General features: G+C 40.0%; 16 protein-coding genes. 8 read left to right on the forward strand and 8 right to left on the reverse strand.

Annotated elements, in window-relative coordinates:
• Positions 1-3: 3 nt before the first annotated feature.
• From H9Y05_RS06855 to H9Y05_RS06865, 3 genes are all read left to right on the forward strand, one after another.
• Positions 4-1,275, forward strand: a complete 1,272-nt coding sequence (locus H9Y05_RS06855) for an McrC family protein (protein WP_216713868.1) — start codon at positions 4-6, stop codon at positions 1,273-1,275.
• Positions 1,276-1,301: 26 nt separating this feature from the next.
• Positions 1,302-2,948 (forward strand): hypothetical protein, encoded by a 1,647-nt coding sequence (locus tag H9Y05_RS06860; protein ID WP_216713869.1) that lies wholly within the window; start codon positions 1,302-1,304, stop codon positions 2,946-2,948.
• Between the two features lie 142 nt (positions 2,949-3,090).
• The gene (locus H9Y05_RS06865; protein ID WP_216713870.1) at positions 3,091-3,294 is read left to right on the forward strand and encodes a hypothetical protein; all 204 of its coding nucleotides are present in this window, start codon (positions 3,091-3,093) and stop codon (positions 3,292-3,294) included.
• 619 nt (positions 3,295-3,913) lie between these two features.
• Here H9Y05_RS06865 and H9Y05_RS06870 read toward each other — a convergent pair.
• Positions 3,914-4,351, reverse strand: a complete 438-nt coding sequence (locus H9Y05_RS06870) for a carboxymuconolactone decarboxylase family protein (protein WP_163490073.1) — start codon at positions 4,349-4,351, stop codon at positions 3,914-3,916.
• Between the two features lie 270 nt (positions 4,352-4,621).
• Here H9Y05_RS06870 and H9Y05_RS06875 point away from each other — a divergent pair, with 270 nt between their 5' ends.
• On the forward strand, positions 4,622-6,619 hold the full coding sequence (locus H9Y05_RS06875; protein WP_216713871.1) for a urocanate hydratase: 1,998 nt from the start codon (positions 4,622-4,624) through the stop codon (positions 6,617-6,619).
• 118 nt (positions 6,620-6,737) lie between these two features.
• Here the strand turns inward: H9Y05_RS06875 and H9Y05_RS06880 are convergent, their stop codons facing one another.
• The 6 genes from H9Y05_RS06880 to H9Y05_RS06905 all read right to left on the reverse strand — a co-directional run bounded on the left by H9Y05_RS06880 (position 6,738) and on the right by H9Y05_RS06905 (position 10,770).
• Complete coding sequence (locus H9Y05_RS06880) at positions 6,738-7,298, reverse strand: DUF4252 domain-containing protein (RefSeq protein WP_216713872.1); 561 nt, start codon at positions 7,296-7,298, stop codon at positions 6,738-6,740.
• A gap of 11 nt (positions 7,299-7,309) precedes the next feature.
• On the reverse strand, positions 7,310-7,804 hold the full coding sequence (locus H9Y05_RS06885; RefSeq protein WP_216713873.1) for a DUF4252 domain-containing protein: 495 nt from the start codon (positions 7,802-7,804) through the stop codon (positions 7,310-7,312).
• Positions 7,805-7,814: 10 nt separating this feature from the next.
• Positions 7,815-8,441: a hypothetical protein gene (locus tag H9Y05_RS06890; RefSeq protein ID WP_216713874.1), complete on the reverse strand. Its 627-nt coding sequence runs from the start codon at positions 8,439-8,441 to the stop codon at positions 7,815-7,817.
• Positions 8,422-8,922: an RNA polymerase sigma factor gene (locus H9Y05_RS06895; RefSeq protein WP_163490068.1), complete on the reverse strand. Its 501-nt coding sequence runs from the start codon at positions 8,920-8,922 to the stop codon at positions 8,422-8,424. Before H9Y05_RS06895 ends, H9Y05_RS06890 begins: the two co-directional genes overlap by 20 nt.
• 151 nt (positions 8,923-9,073) lie before the next feature.
• The gene (locus H9Y05_RS06900; protein ID WP_163490067.1) at positions 9,074-9,412 is read right to left on the reverse strand and encodes a hypothetical protein; all 339 of its coding nucleotides are present in this window, start codon (positions 9,410-9,412) and stop codon (positions 9,074-9,076) included.
• Between the two features lie 350 nt (positions 9,413-9,762).
• Complete coding sequence (locus H9Y05_RS06905; RefSeq protein ID WP_216713875.1) at positions 9,763-10,770, reverse strand: NAD-dependent epimerase/dehydratase family protein; 1,008 nt, start codon at positions 10,768-10,770, stop codon at positions 9,763-9,765.
• Between the two features lie 116 nt (positions 10,771-10,886).
• Here H9Y05_RS06905 and H9Y05_RS06910 point away from each other — a divergent pair, with 116 nt between their 5' ends.
• Both H9Y05_RS06910 and H9Y05_RS06915 read left to right on the forward strand, forming a co-directional pair.
• A complete protein-coding gene (locus H9Y05_RS06910; protein ID WP_163490065.1) occupies positions 10,887-11,966 on the forward strand; it encodes a M42 family metallopeptidase in 1,080 nt (359 codons plus the stop codon).
• A gap of 133 nt (positions 11,967-12,099) precedes the next feature.
• Complete coding sequence (locus tag H9Y05_RS06915; RefSeq protein WP_216713876.1) at positions 12,100-12,897, forward strand: rhomboid family intramembrane serine protease; 798 nt, start codon at positions 12,100-12,102, stop codon at positions 12,895-12,897.
• On the opposite strand, the gene H9Y05_RS06920 is transcribed toward H9Y05_RS06915, so the two are convergent.
• Positions 12,851-13,342 carry a SixA phosphatase family protein gene (locus tag H9Y05_RS06920; protein ID WP_216713877.1) on the reverse strand — a complete coding sequence of 164 codons (492 nt, stop codon included), beginning with the start codon at positions 13,340-13,342 and terminating at the stop codon, positions 12,851-12,853. The two genes, H9Y05_RS06915 and H9Y05_RS06920, sit on opposite strands and share 47 nt — an antisense overlap.
• A gap of 120 nt (positions 13,343-13,462) precedes the next feature.
• Here H9Y05_RS06920 and metG point away from each other — a divergent pair, with 120 nt between their 5' ends.
• Positions 13,463-15,529, forward strand: coding sequence for a methionine--tRNA ligase (metG, locus tag H9Y05_RS06925; RefSeq protein WP_394366341.1), 2,067 nt, complete (start codon positions 13,463-13,465; stop codon positions 15,527-15,529).
• A 92-nt stretch (positions 15,530-15,621) separates the two neighbouring features.
• Positions 15,622-17,523, forward strand: coding sequence for a YgiQ family radical SAM protein (locus H9Y05_RS06930; RefSeq protein ID WP_163490061.1), 1,902 nt, complete (start codon positions 15,622-15,624; stop codon positions 17,521-17,523).
• The last annotated feature ends 276 nt before the right edge of the window (positions 17,524-17,799 follow it).

The following is a 17,799-nucleotide window of genomic DNA, read 5'->3' on the forward strand; positions in this document are numbered from 1 at the left end:
AAGATGGCAAGATTACTTTTTGATAAAGCAGTCCCAGAGCATTTTGGTTATGGAAACAACAACAAGCAATTCTTGACTGATGAAGAAATTCATTTTAATGAGTTCATTTGCTTTAAAAATCAAAAGGATAAATATTGCTATAGGCTTTTTACAGAAGGTGATAAAAGAAGAATAGAAACCTCATATTACATCGGTGTCGATTGGTTAAAAAAAGAAGAACTGGTAATACAAGTCGAACCAAAGATAAATTCAGGTATTGCACAAACTAATTACTTGAAAATGCTTTCTGTGGCGATGAGTCACCCTGGAACATCAGATTTAGTCAAAGATATTTACGAGATTAAATTTGATGCTGAGCCAATAGAAATTAATCAACAAGACGATTTATTGACCCCTTTGTTGGTTATTCAATATGTGAATCTTCTGAAGAATATTGTTCGAAAAGGGCTGATTAAATCATATCACAAACAGGAATCGAACTTAAAAAGCAGAATCAAAGGAAAAATTCTTGTTAGTCAAAGCATTAAAGAAAACTTAGTTAAAAATCGTGCTCTTTTTACAAAATGTAGTTTTGAAGTATTCGATGAGGATATTCCAGTTAATCGCATCCTGAAAAAAGCACTTGAGTTTTCGAAAAGGTATATGAGTATGTTTAATCTCAAACTCGACCAAGATAAACTCAATTACATTTCTCCCGCATTTGAGCATGTTTCATCAAATACATTTTCACAGGACCTGAAGGGAATTAAAATTAACTCATTTTATAAGGAATATAATGAGGCTCTTTCTCTTGCCAATCTTATTATGAGGAGATTTGGTTATAACATTAACTCTATTGAAAAATCCCAACAGATTAAGACTCCTCCCTTTTGGATTGATATGAGTCTATTATTCGAATTGTATACCCTTGCACTACTCAAGGATTCACTTTCGAATGATGTGATTTTTCAATTCCATGGTAATTATGGTTTTCCAGATTACCTAATAAAATCGAAAAGGATGATTGCGGACGCAAAGTATAAACCTGTTTATGCAGATGCTTCATTTGACATTGATAACATTAGGCAAATTTCTGGTTATGCCAGAGATATGAAAGTTAGGGCTGAACTTGGAGCTATTGACAAAGAAGAACTTGATTGCCTAATAATATACCCAGACTCGTCTTCTGAAAATACTGATTTAGTAAACTTAGAATCCAAACTTGAGCCCATTGAACAATTTGCAGGTTTTTATAAAGTTGGTGTGAAATTGCCTTTGTCTAAAGGAATCACTTAATTCTCATCATAATGTAAAATTCAAGTATGGCTGCAATACTTTTGAACGGTAAAAAAGTAGTACTTCCTGAGTACACAGAAACATTAAAGAATGAATATTGGGCTAAATTGACGAACAATTTTCAGCCCAAATTAGGTGTCAACGAAATTACCGACACAAACGAAGTGACTGAAATTTTAAAGGAAAGTTTCGAAATATTTTGCGGTGAATTTGAAAATGCAATCAAAGAGTTGCCTGAAGCCTCATTTTTTCTGTTTTGTAATGATATTCATGAAGACTCAATTGACCTCTGGAAAAAACAAATTGAAGGTTATTCATTGGGAATTGATGAAGAACAATTTGCTGTATCGAGAAGAATATTAAAAATAATTTTAGAGCGAGGCTGTTCAATTGAGTTAAAAGGTCATGACAATTTTGTAATTGAAATTGCAGAAAAACAAACTATATATATTGAACATCTCGAAAAACTCTTATATCTGGGAGCTTGGTGTATTGCATTAAGTGAAGACGTTTCAAACAGTCAATTATTTCCGAAATCTAAAGGAATTCAGATTCAAAAAGGCGATTTCACAATATTAACATACCAACCATACCCTGAACTATTTAGGTTTATTTATGAAGACATGCCAAGGCACAATAGTAATGTGCAATTATCGAACTCAATTATTGACTTTAAGAACATACTTAAAGGACATATGGGAGTAGATTATGACATTTTAGCCTCATTCATTAATCAAAAATATCTTCACGTTAATTACAATTATTCAATTAGTGACATTCAACCATTGAAGGAGGGATTGTCTGAAGAGTTTGGTTATAGTATGGATTTTATAAATGATTTTTATGATGGACTAACAGTTTCCTCAAGAAATGTCTTGACAATTGCCGATTGCATATTGAAGAATCAGGATGGAAATCGTTTTATGTATAGACCGATACTTGAGTACTCAATTGACGGCAAAAAATACAATATTATTGGATACAATAAATGGATGGAAAGTTTTACTACTCTTGCCACAAATTGTTTTCCCTTCGGTCTATACCCTGAAGAATGGAAGAAGCATCAGCCAATCAAAAGGTTTGTTCAAAAAGTCACAAATGAGCATGATTCCATTCTTGAAGCACCAATCTTAAGTTATTTAAAAAGTAAGAGCATCAAGGTTGACGGAAACATTAGGTCTTTTAAAACCAATCAAGGTAATAATATACCAATTGAAATTAAAGGCTTAGGAGAAATTGATTTGATTTTCATAGACGAAAAAAATAAAGTAATTTATATCGGAGAATGTAAGCATAATCGCTCAAGATTCGACATGAACAATTGGAAACGTGACTACTCCAACTTTGTAGACAAATATGAGACCCAACTCTCAAATAAGAAAAAATGGGCAGAAGAAAATATCCTAATCATTAAAGAGCATTTTGAAATTCTTTTTGATTGTTTAATTGACCTTAATGATTACACTGTTAGAGCTTGTTTTTTTATTAATGCACCAACAACTTATATGTACAATGGCAGATTTCGGGCATTTACTTTTACGGACTTAAAGAATATTATTGAAGGTGAAGTAGTTGATACGATTTTCAGGTTCACAAATGAGGATACTGGAGTATCTTTCGATATTGGCCATCCATATTTCGAAAACTTAAGAGTTGCTTTGGAAAACCAATAATGTTAGGGAGAAATAATTAAAGAAAATTGAGTGAGAACAATAAATGTTATTTCGTTTAATATGTGCAAGATTCAAGATTGAATAGTTGATTTTTAGTTTGACGTAAATTGAATTTTCACAACTATTTACAATAAAATAGAACATGAAAAAAGACGAAAAATTTCCAGGATTGGCCAATTACAAATTGAAGTATTTAAGTCAAAGAATTGGTGCTGCAAAAGACACGGCCAACGCCATAGATTTGATTAACAATTCTGATACGATTAATCAAAATCTTGTAAAAACTTTGAAGAAAGAGTTAAATGAAATTTTCAAGTTTGCAAGAGGTTTGAATGTCTCGAAATAAATGAAAAATATTATTGTGTTGAAAGAGTTCCAAAGAGTGGACTTTAACACAGAAAATCGTAAAAGAGTGGACTTTTTGAAATAAATGGGATTTTAGTCAAAACCCTTATTTATACTGCGTTTTAGGCTGATTTAGGGTTCTCAGAAAAAAGGACTGAAAATCCTTGTGTCCCTGGTTCGATTCCTGGAGGCACCACAAAAAGCGAATTACGGAAGTAGTTCGCTTTTTTGTTTTTTTGTCCCTCAATACCCACTCTTTCCAAGCTTTTTTCTTTTTGCAGAGCGAGCGTGTAGAGTGGAAGAAGAGAGTTGAATCCCGGTCTAAGGTTCAATTCTGTCTCCTGGAGGGATCGAGGGGGGAATTAATATCCTACACATATCTTCTTTCAATCGTACAATTGCATTGATCAGTCATTTTTCTTAGCTTTACCTGGAACACAATCATGTCAAAGATGTGGAGACACATATTTGCAATAAAATAAACAACCTGAAATTAGCAATGATTAAACTAAATAACATAGTCCTACAACCGGAACAGGCGTGGATAGGATGTGTTTCCGGATGTCAACAGAATGATTCCGTTCGCATGTAAGCAACATTTTCATACAACTATAGTATTTTTATACTATGGTTTTATTTGTACTTATCGCAATTCTGTTCCAGGCATTTATCGTTACAACTGCCATTATGATTTGAGCAATATAATTTTCGTTAAAAAGTTTTTCGGCTTGCTTATAGGTGTTGTCGCTTAATCCGTTTTGACTGATTAAAGTAATTTCTTCCGTTATGGCCAAAATTATTTTTTCCTGTTCAGTAAATAATTCCGTTTCTTTCCACGCATTCAGCAAGAAAATTCTCTGTGTGGTTTCACCTTGTTTTAATGCGTCAGAAGTGTGCATATTGATACAAAAAGCACAACCATTTATTTGAGAAGCTCGTATTTTGATTAGCTCTAAATGTGTTTTAGAAAGTTGTGTGTTTTGCAAATAATTTTCTAATGCGAACATTGCTTTATATGCATTCGGTTCAAGTTGTTGAATGTCTATTCTGTTTTCCATATCCATTTCTTTTTGTTACTGGTTCATTTGAGCAGAGCACCAACACTACCAAAATCTTTTTACTAAATTACTAAAAAAGAATAACAATAAAATATGGAAGAAAATAACTGATCTGTCAACAGGAGAAGAGACAACAGAATTAGTTGCAGTAAACAATGCCATCATGATGTACAGTCCGCTGATCGATACGAAAAAGTAAGTCAAAGGTCTGCCACCACCTTTTTTCCTTCCCCGATAAACCCTATCTTTGCATCCACTTAATACATTGCGATGACTCAACAAGCATTCATAAACGATATCTTACAAGGTATCCCCGATTCGATTCCTGCAAAAAAGGAATACGAAACGTCCATTAACCATGCGCCGAAACGGAAAGAGATTCTTTCGGCAGAAGAAAAGAAACTGGCAATCAGAAATGCATTGCGTTATTTTCCGAAGGAGCAACATGCAGAACTGGCAACAGATTTTGCAGAAGAACTGGAACAATACGGACGTATTTATATGTTGCGCTACCGTCCGGATTATAACATGTATGCCCGCCCGATTGATGAATATCCCGGGAAATCACTACAGGCAAAAGCCATCATGTTGATGATTCAGAATAACCTGGATTATGCGGTTGCACAACACCCGCATGAATTGATTACCTACGGAGGAAACGGAGCTGTGTTTCAAAACTGGATTCAGTACCGTCTTACGATGAAATATCTGGCGGAAATGACCGATGAACAAACATTGGTGATGTATTCCGGACATCCGATGGGATTGTTTCCTTCGCACAAAGATGCACCACGCGTGGTGGTAACAAATGGAATGATGATACCGAATTATTCAAAGCCGGATGATTGGGAAAAATTCAACGCATTGGGAGTGACGCAGTACGGACAAATGACTGCCGGATCATACATGTACATCGGCCCACAGGGAATTGTACACGGGACAACCATTACGGTCCTAAATGGTTTCCGCAAAATTAAAAAGAATCCTGCGGGAGGATTGTTTGTTACCTCCGGTTTGGGTGGAATGAGTGGTGCACAACCAAAGGCAGGTGTGATTGCCGGTTGTGTGACTGTATGTGCGGAAGTGAACCCGAAAATTACAAAGATTCGCCACGAACAGGGGTGGGTGAATGAAATCATTGACAATACAGATCGCTTGGTAGAACGTGTCAAAGAAGCACAGGCAAAGAAAGAAGTGGTTTCCATTGCTTACCTTGGAAATGTTGTTGAGGTGTGGGAGAAATTTGCAGAAGCCGGTGTTCACATTGATTTAGGTTCCGACCAGACTTCGTTGCACAACCCGTGGGCAGGAGGTTACTATCCGGTCGGGCTGAGTTTCGAAGAATCAAACAAATTGATGGCAGAAGATCCGGAAACGTTCAAAAAGCGGGTACAGGAATCATTGGTGCGCCACGTAAATGCTGTGAACAAACATACATCAAAAGATACGTATTTCTTCGATTATGGAAATGCATTCCTGCTGGAAGCATCCCGCGCAGGGGCAGATGTCATGGCTGAAAATGGAATCGACTTCAGATATCCTTCTTATGTGCAGGACATCATGGGACCGATGTGTTTTGACTATGGATTCGGACCGTTTCGTTGGGTGTGTACATCCGGAAAACCGGAAGATTTGCAACAGACAGACGAGCTGGCGTGTGCCGTTTTGGAAGAAATCATGCAAAACAGCCCGGAAGAAATTCGTCAGCAAATGGCGGATAACATCCAATGGATTAAAGGAGCACAGGAAAATAAACTGGTTGTCGGTTCACAGGCACGGATTTTATATGCAGATGCGGAAGGACGCATGAAAATTGCTACGGCTTTCAATGATGCGATTAAGGCAGGTAAAATAGGCCCTGTCGTATTGGGACGTGATCACCACGATGTTTCAGGGACAGATTCTCCGTACCGTGAAACATCCAATATTTATGATGGTTCCCGCTTTACTGCTGACATGGCGATTCAAAATGTGATCGGTGATTCATTCCGTGGTGCAACCTGGGTTTCTATCCACAACGGTGGTGGTGTCGGTTGGGGAGAAGTGATTAACGGTGGATTCGGAATGTTGCTGGATGGTTCTGCTGATGCTGAACGCAGACTGAAATCAATGCTGCATTGGGATGTAAACAACGGAATTGCCAGAAGAAGCTGGGCAAGAAACGAAGGAGCCGTGTTTGCAATCAAACGGGCAATGGAAATCGAACCCAACCTGAAAGTTACAATTCCGGAGTTGGTAGATGACCAGTTACTGGAGGGGTTGTTTTAACAAAAAAAGGTGTTTTAATAAATACAGAAAGAGGTGTGGATTTCCGCACCTCTTTCTGGTTAAATCGCAGAGTTGCGATGCTGTTCATTGGCTTAATTTAAACAGACTTATGAAGTTCCTATAACTGTTCGGCAGTATCTTTTTCCTCTTCCTTTTTCACTTTTTTTCTCAGGTTGCTGTCCGTAAGTGTTCCGATCGATTCAGAAATGTCATCGAGTGAAAACTTTCCTTTTAAACGAACAAAGACGCTTTCTCCATCTGTGGAATTCACACTGACCATCAGGCGTTTTATTTTATTCGATTTCACTTTAGCATTTAGCTTTACGCGGTCACCATCACTGACAACAGATACCCATTCTTCGTAATGCTTTCTGTTCAGGTAATTGTCCAGTCGTTTGTTGATTTTTGTGAAATCATGTTGATTTTCAATCACCAACACACGAACACCTCTCAGACTGCTCACCAGTTTTGTGATGGCTTCACTTTCTTCATCGTCGTCGTCCTGCAATGCTTTTTTCACAATCGGTCTGGCCAGGAATGTAGATACACTGACAGACATAACTTCTGCGTCGGAATCAATTTGAGAGTTGCGGACAAAACTCATATTCGAACGTTTGGAGATCACACAGGAAGAAACCAGGATGGAACTCAATGCAAATAATAATAGTGCTCGTATCATAATTTCCTGTTTTATTTCTCTTCGTTACTAATTAATTTTGAAACGTCTTCCATCGAGATGATTCCCTCCAGGATCATAAACATCGTTTCGTCTCCTCCGTTAATTGTCAGTAACAGGTTGTTCAACATATTGGATTCTGTATTTTCGGCCATGATGCGGATATTTTCTCCTGAATCACTGATGTTCATCAATTCCTCATAATTCAATCCTTTCAGTGCAAGAGAAAGTTCACTTTGCAGCTTGTCAAATCGAACGGTGTTGGCAGAATCCCGTTCCACAATCAGTATTTTCAATGAACTGATTTTATTGATCAGCGGTTTGATCTTTGACAGGTCCGAATCCTCAATGTCCAACTGACTCAGTAACTGGAACATCGGTTTTGCGATTTTGATCGAAGTAACTCCCTCCGAGTTTTGATATTGGTCAAACAATTGACTGATCTTCGATGTTTGGCTATAGCCCAGGCTTGTACACATAAGCGCAAAGGCAACAATTACATTTTTCATTTTCATTGCATTAAAATTTAATAGACAGGTACTTCACATTCTCCATACTGGAGACACTTTTCTCTACATTGCTTGTCAGAAGATTCAGCGAACTCATTGTCAGTTCTTTCGCTTCTTCCAAATCGTAGATGGGCTTCCCGTTGATTACAACATACTCCGGATTGTACGCGCTTTCGCTGGGTTGCGGTTTCTTTTTTTGGTAGGTGATGGCTTTTTTAGGCTTTCTGACCGGTTGTTCAGGAAGAACATTCGTTGGTTCTTCCGTTGGTTGCTCATCAGGCGTTTCCTCTGGAATCATTACAGGATCTTGTTTTACTTCATGTTTCACCAGTTTTGGTTTCTCCAGTGTACTGTTGTACATAAAGAGCAATGCTCCAAAGAAAACTGCTGCAACCGATGCCGCTGCCCAGTAAACCATTTTTCTGAAGGTAAACACTCCTACACGTTTTACCGGTTCTTCCTGTTCCACAACAGACAGAAATTCGTCGAAACTCCAATTCATTTCCTGTTGTTGTTCCGCTTTCAATGTGTTAAAAAACGGATCGTTGGACGTTTCTTTTAATTGTCTTTCTTCTTCTTTGGAGGAAGTGCCTGAAAAATAGGCGTCTTTCATCCTGTTAATTTTGTCGCTGTTCATATTCGAATAATTTTTCAAGTTGAACTTTTAGCTTTTGTCGCGCCCGCATCAGATTGATCCGGACAGCATTTTCTTCTATTTCCATTATTTCGGCGATCTCTGAGATTTCATATTCTTCAACATCCCTTAAATGGATCACCATTTGCTGTTTTTGCGGCAGTGCGTTGATCATCTCCAGAATAACCTCGTTGGTATTGTCAGGAGTAAACACTTCTGTTTTTTGTCTGATCACTGTCTCCCGTTGCTGTTCAGCGACTTCTGCATGTTTTAACCGGTTGAAGCAAACATTTTTGATACACTGCATCGCAAACGCTTCAATGTTACTGTACCGGTGCAACTCGTCTTTCATTTGCCACAACTTTACCAACACATCCTGCACGGCATCAAATGCTTCATCCTGACTGATCAATAACCTTTTCGCTAAACGAAACAGCTTGTCCTTGTGAACAAAAACCGTTGTTTGAAAAGTCTGTTGATCCATTCTGTTTTTCGCTTTATATAGGTAAGACAATTTGGATGTATGTTTTGTTACATCAAAAATGAAATTTTTTCGAAAAAAATAATGATTATGGGTGTAAAGGGAAGTTATTTTTGGAAATAACTAATTGTTATTCAATTGGTTTAATGTCTTTTTATTTGGACATTCCGGATGCTATTTTTTTCAGCAATTCATTGTACTCTTCCAACAATTTGAAATATTTATTCTTCCAATGTTCAGCAGTTTCAGTTGTGTTATACTCCAATCCCGTATCGGTATAGGATTGTGATTTTCCGGAGATCATTGGAAACTCATCGTGGAAATCATAATAAATAATTTCACCGATCCGCTTGATCACTTCGAGTGGTACATCCGGATTCTCAAACATCAAATACATCCAACGACGACTTTTACCCAATCGCTTGGCAATCGTAGCGATCGGAATACCGCTTTTACGCACAGCTTGTTCTACAATTTCTCCTCGGTGTACCATAGATTACAAAAATGAGCATGATGCTGAGAATTATTGTTTACGATTATTTTCCTTATTTGAGAAAATAATTCACGATTGTGATAAAAAACAAGGGAAAACAAGCTACAAACACTGGTTAGCACGTCATCAGAAGCTGTATTTTCACTTCTTTTTGCCCGTAATATGGCGTTCAAAGGAATGCCTTAAAAACAGTGCATAGATAAGCCCCGTTTGTATAATAATTGACAGGTTGGAGAACATATTCCGGTAGGAAACTTCCTCCGGTAGAGAACGGTTGTGTCATATACTAAAATAATTAAGCGTATCGGTTCTAGCCGAATACTGTTAGCATTGTAGGAACTGCAGCGTTATTAACGGACAGTATTCCTGTAAAAATCGACCACGTTTTTTACTGTCTCTTCAAACGGGTAAAATGAGTGGTTTAATTCATTCTGAATTTTTTCATTCGAATACGTCATATTCGAATATGCTGAGCGTGCACTTTCTACTGTAATGGCAGATCCTCTTCCGGCAATCCGGTAAAAAAATTCATTTAACCTTCCTATTGTATAGGCTAACCATTTCGGAGGACAAACCGATGGTTGTTTTACGTTCAACTCCTTTGCAATGATCTTGATGGAATCTTCGAATTTCATGTTGTGACCGATGCACATAAACCGCTCATTCGCGGTACTACTCTCCATTAATTGTACAAAGCAGAAGGCAACATCGCGTGCGTCTACAAAGGCATTGCTTCCGGGAGAATAAAACTTCAACCCGTTTTTGACTGTTTTAAAAATCGTCAATGAACTTTCATTCAGATCCCCTGCGCCAAAAATAACACATGGGTTGATAATGATGACGTCCATTCCTTCCTCACAACCGCGCCATACTTCCCGTTCGGCATTGTACTTACTGATGGCATAACCGCTGGTATGATCAGACAATACCCACTTGTTGCTTTCTTTCACCAGTTGATTTTCCTGCCCGCCGATAGCTGCTGTGGAGCTGACATATCCGAATTTTTTAACCCCTGCTTTCAGCGACATGTTAACCATATTAGCCGTTCCCAACCGGTTAATGTGAATCAACTGTTTGAAATCCCGTTTTCTGAATGAAACTTTTGCCGCGCAATGATATACGGTTTCTATGCCTTTGAGTGCATCTTCCAGGCTCACCAGGTCAAGAATATCTCCCTCAATCCATTCAATGGATGGAAACCGATGAGGTTGTCCGTCGGAATAATAATCGAAAAGTTGCTGAACACCGGAGATTTTAGACCGGTCACGGTAAAGTGCACGCACAGAATGCCCGTTTTCCGTCAGTCGGTAAAGCAAATGACTTCCAAGAAGACCTGTTCCGCCCGTTACTAAAATCATAGTACAAAAATACGAGCATTTGTTGAGAGGTGAACACGATTCGTTGATAAAATAAGTGAAGAAATTAAAAAGCACTAAAAGCGATCTTTGTTATTTTTGTGTAAAATCAAACAGCGATGAAATACACCATTAAAAAAGATGCACTTAAGTTTTTAGAAAACTACCTGAATAATCCAAGTCCGACAGGTTTTGAATCGGAAGGACAAAAATTGTGGCTCGATTACCTGAAACCATATATTGATACGTATTTTTCTGACAATTACGGAACAGTTGTCGGCGTGATCAACCCGGAAGCGGAATACAAAGTCGTAATCGAAGCCCATGCGGATGAAATCTCATGGTTCGTTCACTACATTACAAAAGAAGGATTCATTTACCTGAAGCGAAACGGAGGGTCCGATCACATGATCGCACCATCAAAACGTGTAAACATTCACACAGATAAGGGAATTGTCAAAGGAATCTTCGGATGGCCTGCGATTCATACGCGTCATACGAAAGATGAAGCACCGAGCATGAAAAATATCTTCCTGGATGTGGCTTGTTCAACCAAAGAAGAAGTAGAAGAACTGGGAATTCATGTTGGATGTGTGGTAACATTTGAAGATGAATTTTGCATCATGAACAGCAACCGTTTTGTAGGTCGGGCACTGGACAACCGCATCGGAGGGTTCATGATTGCAGAAGTTGCACGTTTGCTGAAAGAATCCAAAACGAAATTGCCGTTCGGTTTGTACATTGTTAACTCTGTACAGGAAGAAATCGGTTTGCGTGGAGCAGAAATGATTTCCCGTAAAATTAAGCCGAATGTAGCGATCTGTACAGATGTTTGCCACGATACGCACACACCGATGATCGATAAAATTGAAAACGGAGACTTTAAATCAGGAGACGGTCCGGTATTGACGTACGGTCCTGCGGTGCAAAATAACCTGTTGAAGCAAATCATTGCAGCAGCACAAGATAATAAAATCCCGTTCCAGCGTGCAGCGGCATCCCGTTCTACAGGAACAGACACCGATGCATTTGCATATTCACACGAAGGAGTTCCGTCTGCATTGATTTCATTGCCGTTGCGGTACATGCACACAACCGTTGAAACATGCCGCAAGGAAGATGTTGAAAACTGCATCCGATTGATGTTTGAATCGTTGAAGACAATCAAAAACGGACAAGATTTCAGATACATTCAATAAATTCTTTTTGTCCTCCCCCTATAGGGGATCAAGGGGAGGACCTCATTATATACATCAACGATACGTCTTCGCACTGCTTCCTGTCATTCTGTCTGCAAATTTTTACGGGCATAACTTTTGACGAATCAGGGATATGCAAATACGAAAACATCCTTTTGGTTCAACGCTGGAAGCACTGATTTACCCGTTTTTACTGGTGGCATTGTTGTGGATTATCCAATGGATTGATGCGCTTTCTTCCCTTGATTTTTACAAATGGGGGCTGCTTCCCCGTTCGGTGGAAGGATTGAAAGGGATTCTTTTCATGCCATTATTACATTCCCAGCAAGACATCCATCACGTACTCAATAATTCTGTCACGTTGTATCTGATGTTGGCGGTACTTATTTATTATTACCGGGATATTGCACTGAAAGTCTTTTTGTTATTGTGGGTAATGACTGGTGCATTGGTGTGGATATATGCAGAAAACCACGGATCTTATCACATCGGCATAAGTGGTGTAATTTATGGGTTGTTAGGATTTTTGTTTACTTCAGGAGTCCTTCGACGATACCTGCCTCTTCAGGCAATTTCCATGTTTATTATTTTCATTTACGGAAATATGATCTGGGGAATTTTCCCGATTCGTGCGAATGTTTCGTGGGAAGGACACTTCATGGGCTTAGTAGCTGGTGTGATTCTGGCATTTGTATACAAGCGGGATGCCGTACAACGTCCGAAATACCAATACGAAATTGAAAAAGAACTGGGAATTGAACCACCCGATCTGGAAGGTCAATGGATTGCACGACAACAGGAATTACGTCGACAACAGGAAGAAGAGCAACGAAGAGCGGCCGGTTATTACATCGTTTACCATTACATTCCAAACAATCCTGAGCCTACGGAAGAAGATCCTTCAATGGACGAAAACGATGGGCAACAGTAGCGAGACCTCTGCTGGTTTCTGCCCAGGAATCACATGTAAATGTCAGGTGAATGAACTCTCCGGTAGCCATTTCGGTATAGTACTCACTAAAATAACCGGCCAAATCCGAAATACCAAAATTATGTCCGATGATCAACAGATCATTTCCGGAGGTATGCTTCCATAGTTTATTCAGGATATTGGTATGTGAGACGAGGTACAAATCTTCAAAAAATACAGGGGGTAGCACATCAATGGTTGCCTGGATTCCTTCATAGGTCTGCCGGGTTCGTTTTGCAGATGAAACCCAGCAATCCGTCTGTTTATTAAGTGGATACCGTTCGAAATATCGGTTCAGTTCTTTCAACTGGTGGAGGCCCTTTGGCAACAATTCCCGATCAAAATCGCTTCCGGTAGGAGATTCCTGGTTGGTTTTTGCATGACGGAGCAGGTATAAATGTTTCATATCAAATCAATGTATACGCTGAAATTACGAAGATTTTATTTACCTGAATCCTGTTCCACAATCTTTCTTTCACCAATCGTCCGTTTTCCAATTTACACTATCTTTGCAACCATTGAACAAATTTGTATGCAAAAGAATAAATACACAGTAACAGCAGCGCTTCCGTATGCCAACGGACCCATTCACTTAGGACATGTCGCGGGAGTTTATCTTCCGGCCGATATTTTTGTGCGTTTCCTGCGAATGAACGGGCACGATGTGGCATTTATCTGTGGAAGTGATGAAAATGGTGCTGCCATTACGTTGCGTGCAAAAAAAGAAGGAATTACACCCCAGGAAATTGTAGATAAATACAATCAAATCATTGGTGATTCATTCAAAGATTTTGGGATTTCATTTGATATCTTTCACCGCACTTCCTCGAAACTACACCACGAAACAGCGCAAGACTTTTTCAAAGTATTGGAAGAAAAAGGGAAGTTTACACAGGAAACAAGCGAACAATATTACGACGAAGAATTTAATCAATTTCTGGCAGATCGTTACATTACCGGAGAATGCCCGAAATGTCATTCACCAAATGCTTACGGGGATCAATGTGAAAAATGTGGTTCTTCACTGAATCCGTTGGAATTGATCAACCCGGTTTCTACACTGAGTGGAAAAACACCGGTATTAAAACAGACTTCTCATTGGTACCTGCCGATGGAACGGCATGAAGAATGGTTGAAAGAATGGATCAGGCAAGGAACACTGGATGGTGTGCAGCAACACGATCCGAAGAAGTGGAAAAACCAGGTAGTTGGGCAATGCATGTCGTGGATCGATGGTGGTCTGCGTCCGCGTGCCATGACCAGAGACCTTGATTGGGGGGTGAAAGTACCGCTTCCAAATAGCGAAGGGAAAGTATTGTACGTGTGGCTGGATGCCCCGATCGGGTACATTTCGGCAACGAAGCAATGGGCACTTGACAACAATAAAAACTGGGAAGATTACTGGACAGGTGATCGAAAACTGGTGCATTTCATTGGAAAAGACAACATCGTATTCCATACCATCATTTTCCCGATCCTGTTGAAAGATCATGGAGGTTTGATCCTGCCGGACAACGTTCCTGCGTATGAATTCCTGAACCTGGAAGGAGAAAAGTTCTCTACCTCACGCAATTGGGCGGTGTGGTTGCACGAATACATCGCTGCATACCCGGATAAGCTGGATGAGTTGAAGTATGTGTTGACCTCCATTGCTCCGGAAAACAAAGACAGCGAATTTACCTGGAAAGAATACCAGGCACGTATCAATAACGAATTGGCGGATATTCTTGGAAACTTTGTCAACAGAGCGTTGGTTCTGACACAAAAGTATTACGAAGGAAAAGTTCCTGCATTGGGACAGCTCACGGCTGAAGATCAGGCGGTATTGGATGAAATGAAAGCCATTCCTGAACGCATCAGTCAATTGGTATATGATTACAAATTGCGGGAAGCACAGGCAGAAGCAATGAACCTGGCACGTTTGGGGAATAAATACCTGGCGGATACGGAGCCGTGGAAACTGGTAAAAGAAAATCCGGGACGTGTAGAAACAATCATGAACATTGCGCTGCAGATTACAGCTAATCTCAGCATTGTACTCCAACCGTTCTTGCCAAAAACAGCAGAAAAACTGGGGCAATTCCTGCATTTTGACACCAACACATGGGATTTAGCAGGAAAATCAGACATTTTGCCGGCAGGACATTTAACGGAAAAACCGGAAATTTTGTACACAAAAATTGAAGATACATTGGTAGAACAGGAAGTTGAAAAATTGAAACAATCGAATCAAGTATCTTCGACTGTTGATTTCCCTGCACAGAAAGAAGCTGCTTCTTTTGATGATTTTACGAAGATGGACATTCGTTTGGGAACCATCCTGGAAGCAGAAAAAGTGGAAAAAGCAGACAAGTTACTGAAATTGCTGATCGATACGGGGATTGACAAGCGTACAATTGTGTCGGGAATAGCGGCGCATTACAAACCAGAGGATGTGGTTGGTAAGACGGTTGCTGTGCTCATCAACCTGGAACCGAGAAAAATCCGCGGGGTAGAATCACAGGGAATGATCCTGATGGCTGAAAATGCTGAAGGTGAACTGAGTTTTATGGTCCCTGAAAAAGGATTCGGAGCAGGATTCGAAATACGGTAATGTCTCGTGTACGTGTCAATGAATTTACTTCTTCTCAATAATTTATCGGGATCTGTGCGGCTTCTGCAGCAAAAACTCCATACCTTTGCACAATGAATGAACAGCGGCCGATAACGGATTGGCTTCCACTAACCATGAAAGAAGTGGAAAAAAGGGGATGGGACGAAATAGACGTTGTCCTGATCTCAGGAGATGCCTATGTGGATCATCCGGCTTTCGGTACTGCTGTAGTAGGCCGTGTAATCGAAGATGAAGGTTTTCGTATTGCCATTGTTGCACAGCCCAACTGGAAGGACGACCTGCGCGATTTTAAAAAATTCGGGAAACCCAAGTATTTCTTTGGTGTAACAGCCGGTTGTATGGATTCGATGGTGAATCATTACACGGCAAATAAACGCTTGCGGTCTACTGATGCCTACACTCCCGGAGGACAGGCGGGTTTTCGTCCCGATTATGCAACAATTGTTTATTCTAAAATCCTCAAAGAATTGTATCCGGATGTTCCGGTACTGATCGGAGGAATTGAAGCGTCCTTGCGACGTGTTACCCACTACGATTACTGGTCAGATCAGTTGAAACCAAGTATTTTGGTTGATTCTGGCGCTGATTTGCTGGTTTATGGAATGGGTGATCAACCCTTGCGTGAATTATTGCGACTACTCAAAAAGGGGGTTCCGTTCTCCAACCTGAAGACAATTAAACAGGTTGCTTTTTTGCAGGACGCTGCGGACGAACTTCCGAAGAACAAATCGTGGGAAACAGTCGAATTGTCCAGCCATGAAGCATGTCTGGAGGATAAGATCAAATATGCGGCGAACTTCAAGATCGTTGAAGTGGAATCCAATAAATGGCAAGCAAACCGTATCATCCAATATGCCGGAGACAAACGATTGGTGATCAATCCACCGTACAAAACAATGACGGAAACAGAGATTGATCAGAGTTTTGACTTGCCGTATACCCGGGAACCACACCCGAAATACAAGAAACGGGGAGCAATTCCTGCGTTTGACATGATCAAGTTTTCGATCAATATGCACCGCGGATGCTTCGGAGGATGCAGTTTCTGTACAATTTCCGCTCACCAGGGGAAATTCATAGCATCCCGTAGTGAAAAATCGATTTTGAATGAATTGGAACAAGTGGTTGCCGATCCGGAGTTCAAAGGATATATTTCCGATCTCGGAGGGCCATCTGCGAATATGTATCGGATGCAGGGGAAGGACGAGGCGATCTGTGCACGTTGTTCTTCGCCGAGTTGTATTCACCCGGTAATCTGCAATAACCTCGATACGAATCACAAGCACATGACGGAATTGTACCGCAAGGTGGACCAGCATCCGAAAGTGAAGAAAGCATTCATCGGTTCCGGGATCCGGTACGATTTATTGGTCGATGATTTCAATAAAAATAACAACGACGGGAACCACGACGAATACATTGAACAATTGATTACGCGCCACGTCAGCGGGCGACTGAAAGTAGCCCCGGAGCATACCTCCGACGCAACGTTGCGCATTATGCGTAAACCATCGTTCAAGTACTTCCATAAATTCAAGGAAAAATACGATCGTATTTCAGAGAAAAACAACCTGAAACAACAATTGATTCCGTACTTCATTTCTTCGCACCCGGGATGTGAGGAGGTGGATATGGCAAATCTTGCTGCAGAAACCAAAGATATGGGATTTCAATTGGAGCAGGTACAGGATTTTACTCCAACACCAATGACGGTCGCTACGGTGATTTACTACAGCGGTGTACATCCATATACCCTCAAACCTGTAAAAACGGTAAAAACACGGGAAGAAAAGCAAAATCAGAATAAATTTTTCTTCTGGTACAAAAAAGAAAACCGTGACTGGATCCGCAGACGTTTGCAACAGGCCAACCGCCCGGATTTGATTGAAAAACTATTGGAAGAACCCACATCTGAATCGCAGCAAAAGAAACCCATGCCGAAATGGTTGGAAGATCGACGAAAGAAGAAGTAGATGTTCTCTTTCTTCGTAATTTCGAAATGATGAGTTGTTGAAAAAGATAACCTGTTGCTCCATTTATCACTTTTCTTTCTACATTCAGTTGCGAAGCTCAACAGAGGAAAATACTATCCATTTCAATCCATTATCATCTGGACAACAACGGCGATTCGCCATCAGAAATAGGATTCATTGTAACATGTGAAATAATGGAAATGTATAGGATACAAAAAATGCCGATTACTTTTCATAACCGGCATTTGTATTTTTAGTGTGTTGTTGTTTTAATGT

It is taken from the genome of Taishania pollutisoli (assembly GCF_014518315.1).
Lineage (GTDB): Bacteria > Bacteroidota > Bacteroidia > Flavobacteriales_D > Crocinitomicaceae > Taishania > Taishania pollutisoli.

What these genes read in the sequence shown, in the direction of transcription:
- H9Y05_RS06865 (WP_216713870.1), top strand. Translation starts at nt 3,091, where the DNA reads ATGAAAAAAGACGAAAAATTTCCAGGATTGGCCAATTACAAATTGAAG.
- H9Y05_RS06880 (WP_216713872.1), bottom strand. Translation starts at nt 7,298, where the DNA reads ATGATACGAGCACTATTATTATTTGCATTGAGTTCCATCCTGGTTTCT.
- H9Y05_RS06895 (WP_163490068.1), bottom strand. Translation starts at nt 8,922, where the DNA reads ATGGATCAACAGACTTTTCAAACAACGGTTTTTGTTCACAAGGACAAG.
- H9Y05_RS06910 (WP_163490065.1), top strand. Translation starts at nt 10,887, where the DNA reads ATGAAATACACCATTAAAAAAGATGCACTTAAGTTTTTAGAAAACTAC.
- H9Y05_RS06915 (WP_216713876.1), top strand. Translation starts at nt 12,100, where the DNA reads ATGCAAATACGAAAACATCCTTTTGGTTCAACGCTGGAAGCACTGATT.
- H9Y05_RS06875 (WP_216713871.1), top strand. Translation starts at nt 4,622, where the DNA reads ATGACTCAACAAGCATTCATAAACGATATCTTACAAGGTATCCCCGAT.
- H9Y05_RS06930 (WP_163490061.1), top strand. Translation starts at nt 15,622, where the DNA reads ATGAATGAACAGCGGCCGATAACGGATTGGCTTCCACTAACCATGAAA.
- H9Y05_RS06920 (WP_216713877.1), bottom strand. Translation starts at nt 13,342, where the DNA reads ATGAAACATTTATACCTGCTCCGTCATGCAAAAACCAACCAGGAATCT.
- H9Y05_RS06860 (WP_216713869.1), top strand. Translation starts at nt 1,302, where the DNA reads ATGGCTGCAATACTTTTGAACGGTAAAAAAGTAGTACTTCCTGAGTAC.
- H9Y05_RS06885 (WP_216713873.1), bottom strand. Translation starts at nt 7,804, where the DNA reads ATGAAAAATGTAATTGTTGCCTTTGCGCTTATGTGTACAAGCCTGGGC.
- H9Y05_RS06855 (WP_216713868.1), top strand. Translation starts at nt 4, where the DNA reads ATGGCAAGATTACTTTTTGATAAAGCAGTCCCAGAGCATTTTGGTTAT.
- H9Y05_RS06905 (WP_216713875.1), bottom strand. Translation starts at nt 10,770, where the DNA reads ATGATTTTAGTAACGGGCGGAACAGGTCTTCTTGGAAGTCATTTGCTT.
- H9Y05_RS06900 (WP_163490067.1), bottom strand. Translation starts at nt 9,412, where the DNA reads ATGGTACACCGAGGAGAAATTGTAGAACAAGCTGTGCGTAAAAGCGGT.
- H9Y05_RS06890 (WP_216713874.1), bottom strand. Translation starts at nt 8,441, where the DNA reads ATGAACAGCGACAAAATTAACAGGATGAAAGACGCCTATTTTTCAGGC.
- H9Y05_RS06870 (WP_163490073.1), bottom strand. Translation starts at nt 4,351, where the DNA reads ATGGAAAACAGAATAGACATTCAACAACTTGAACCGAATGCATATAAA.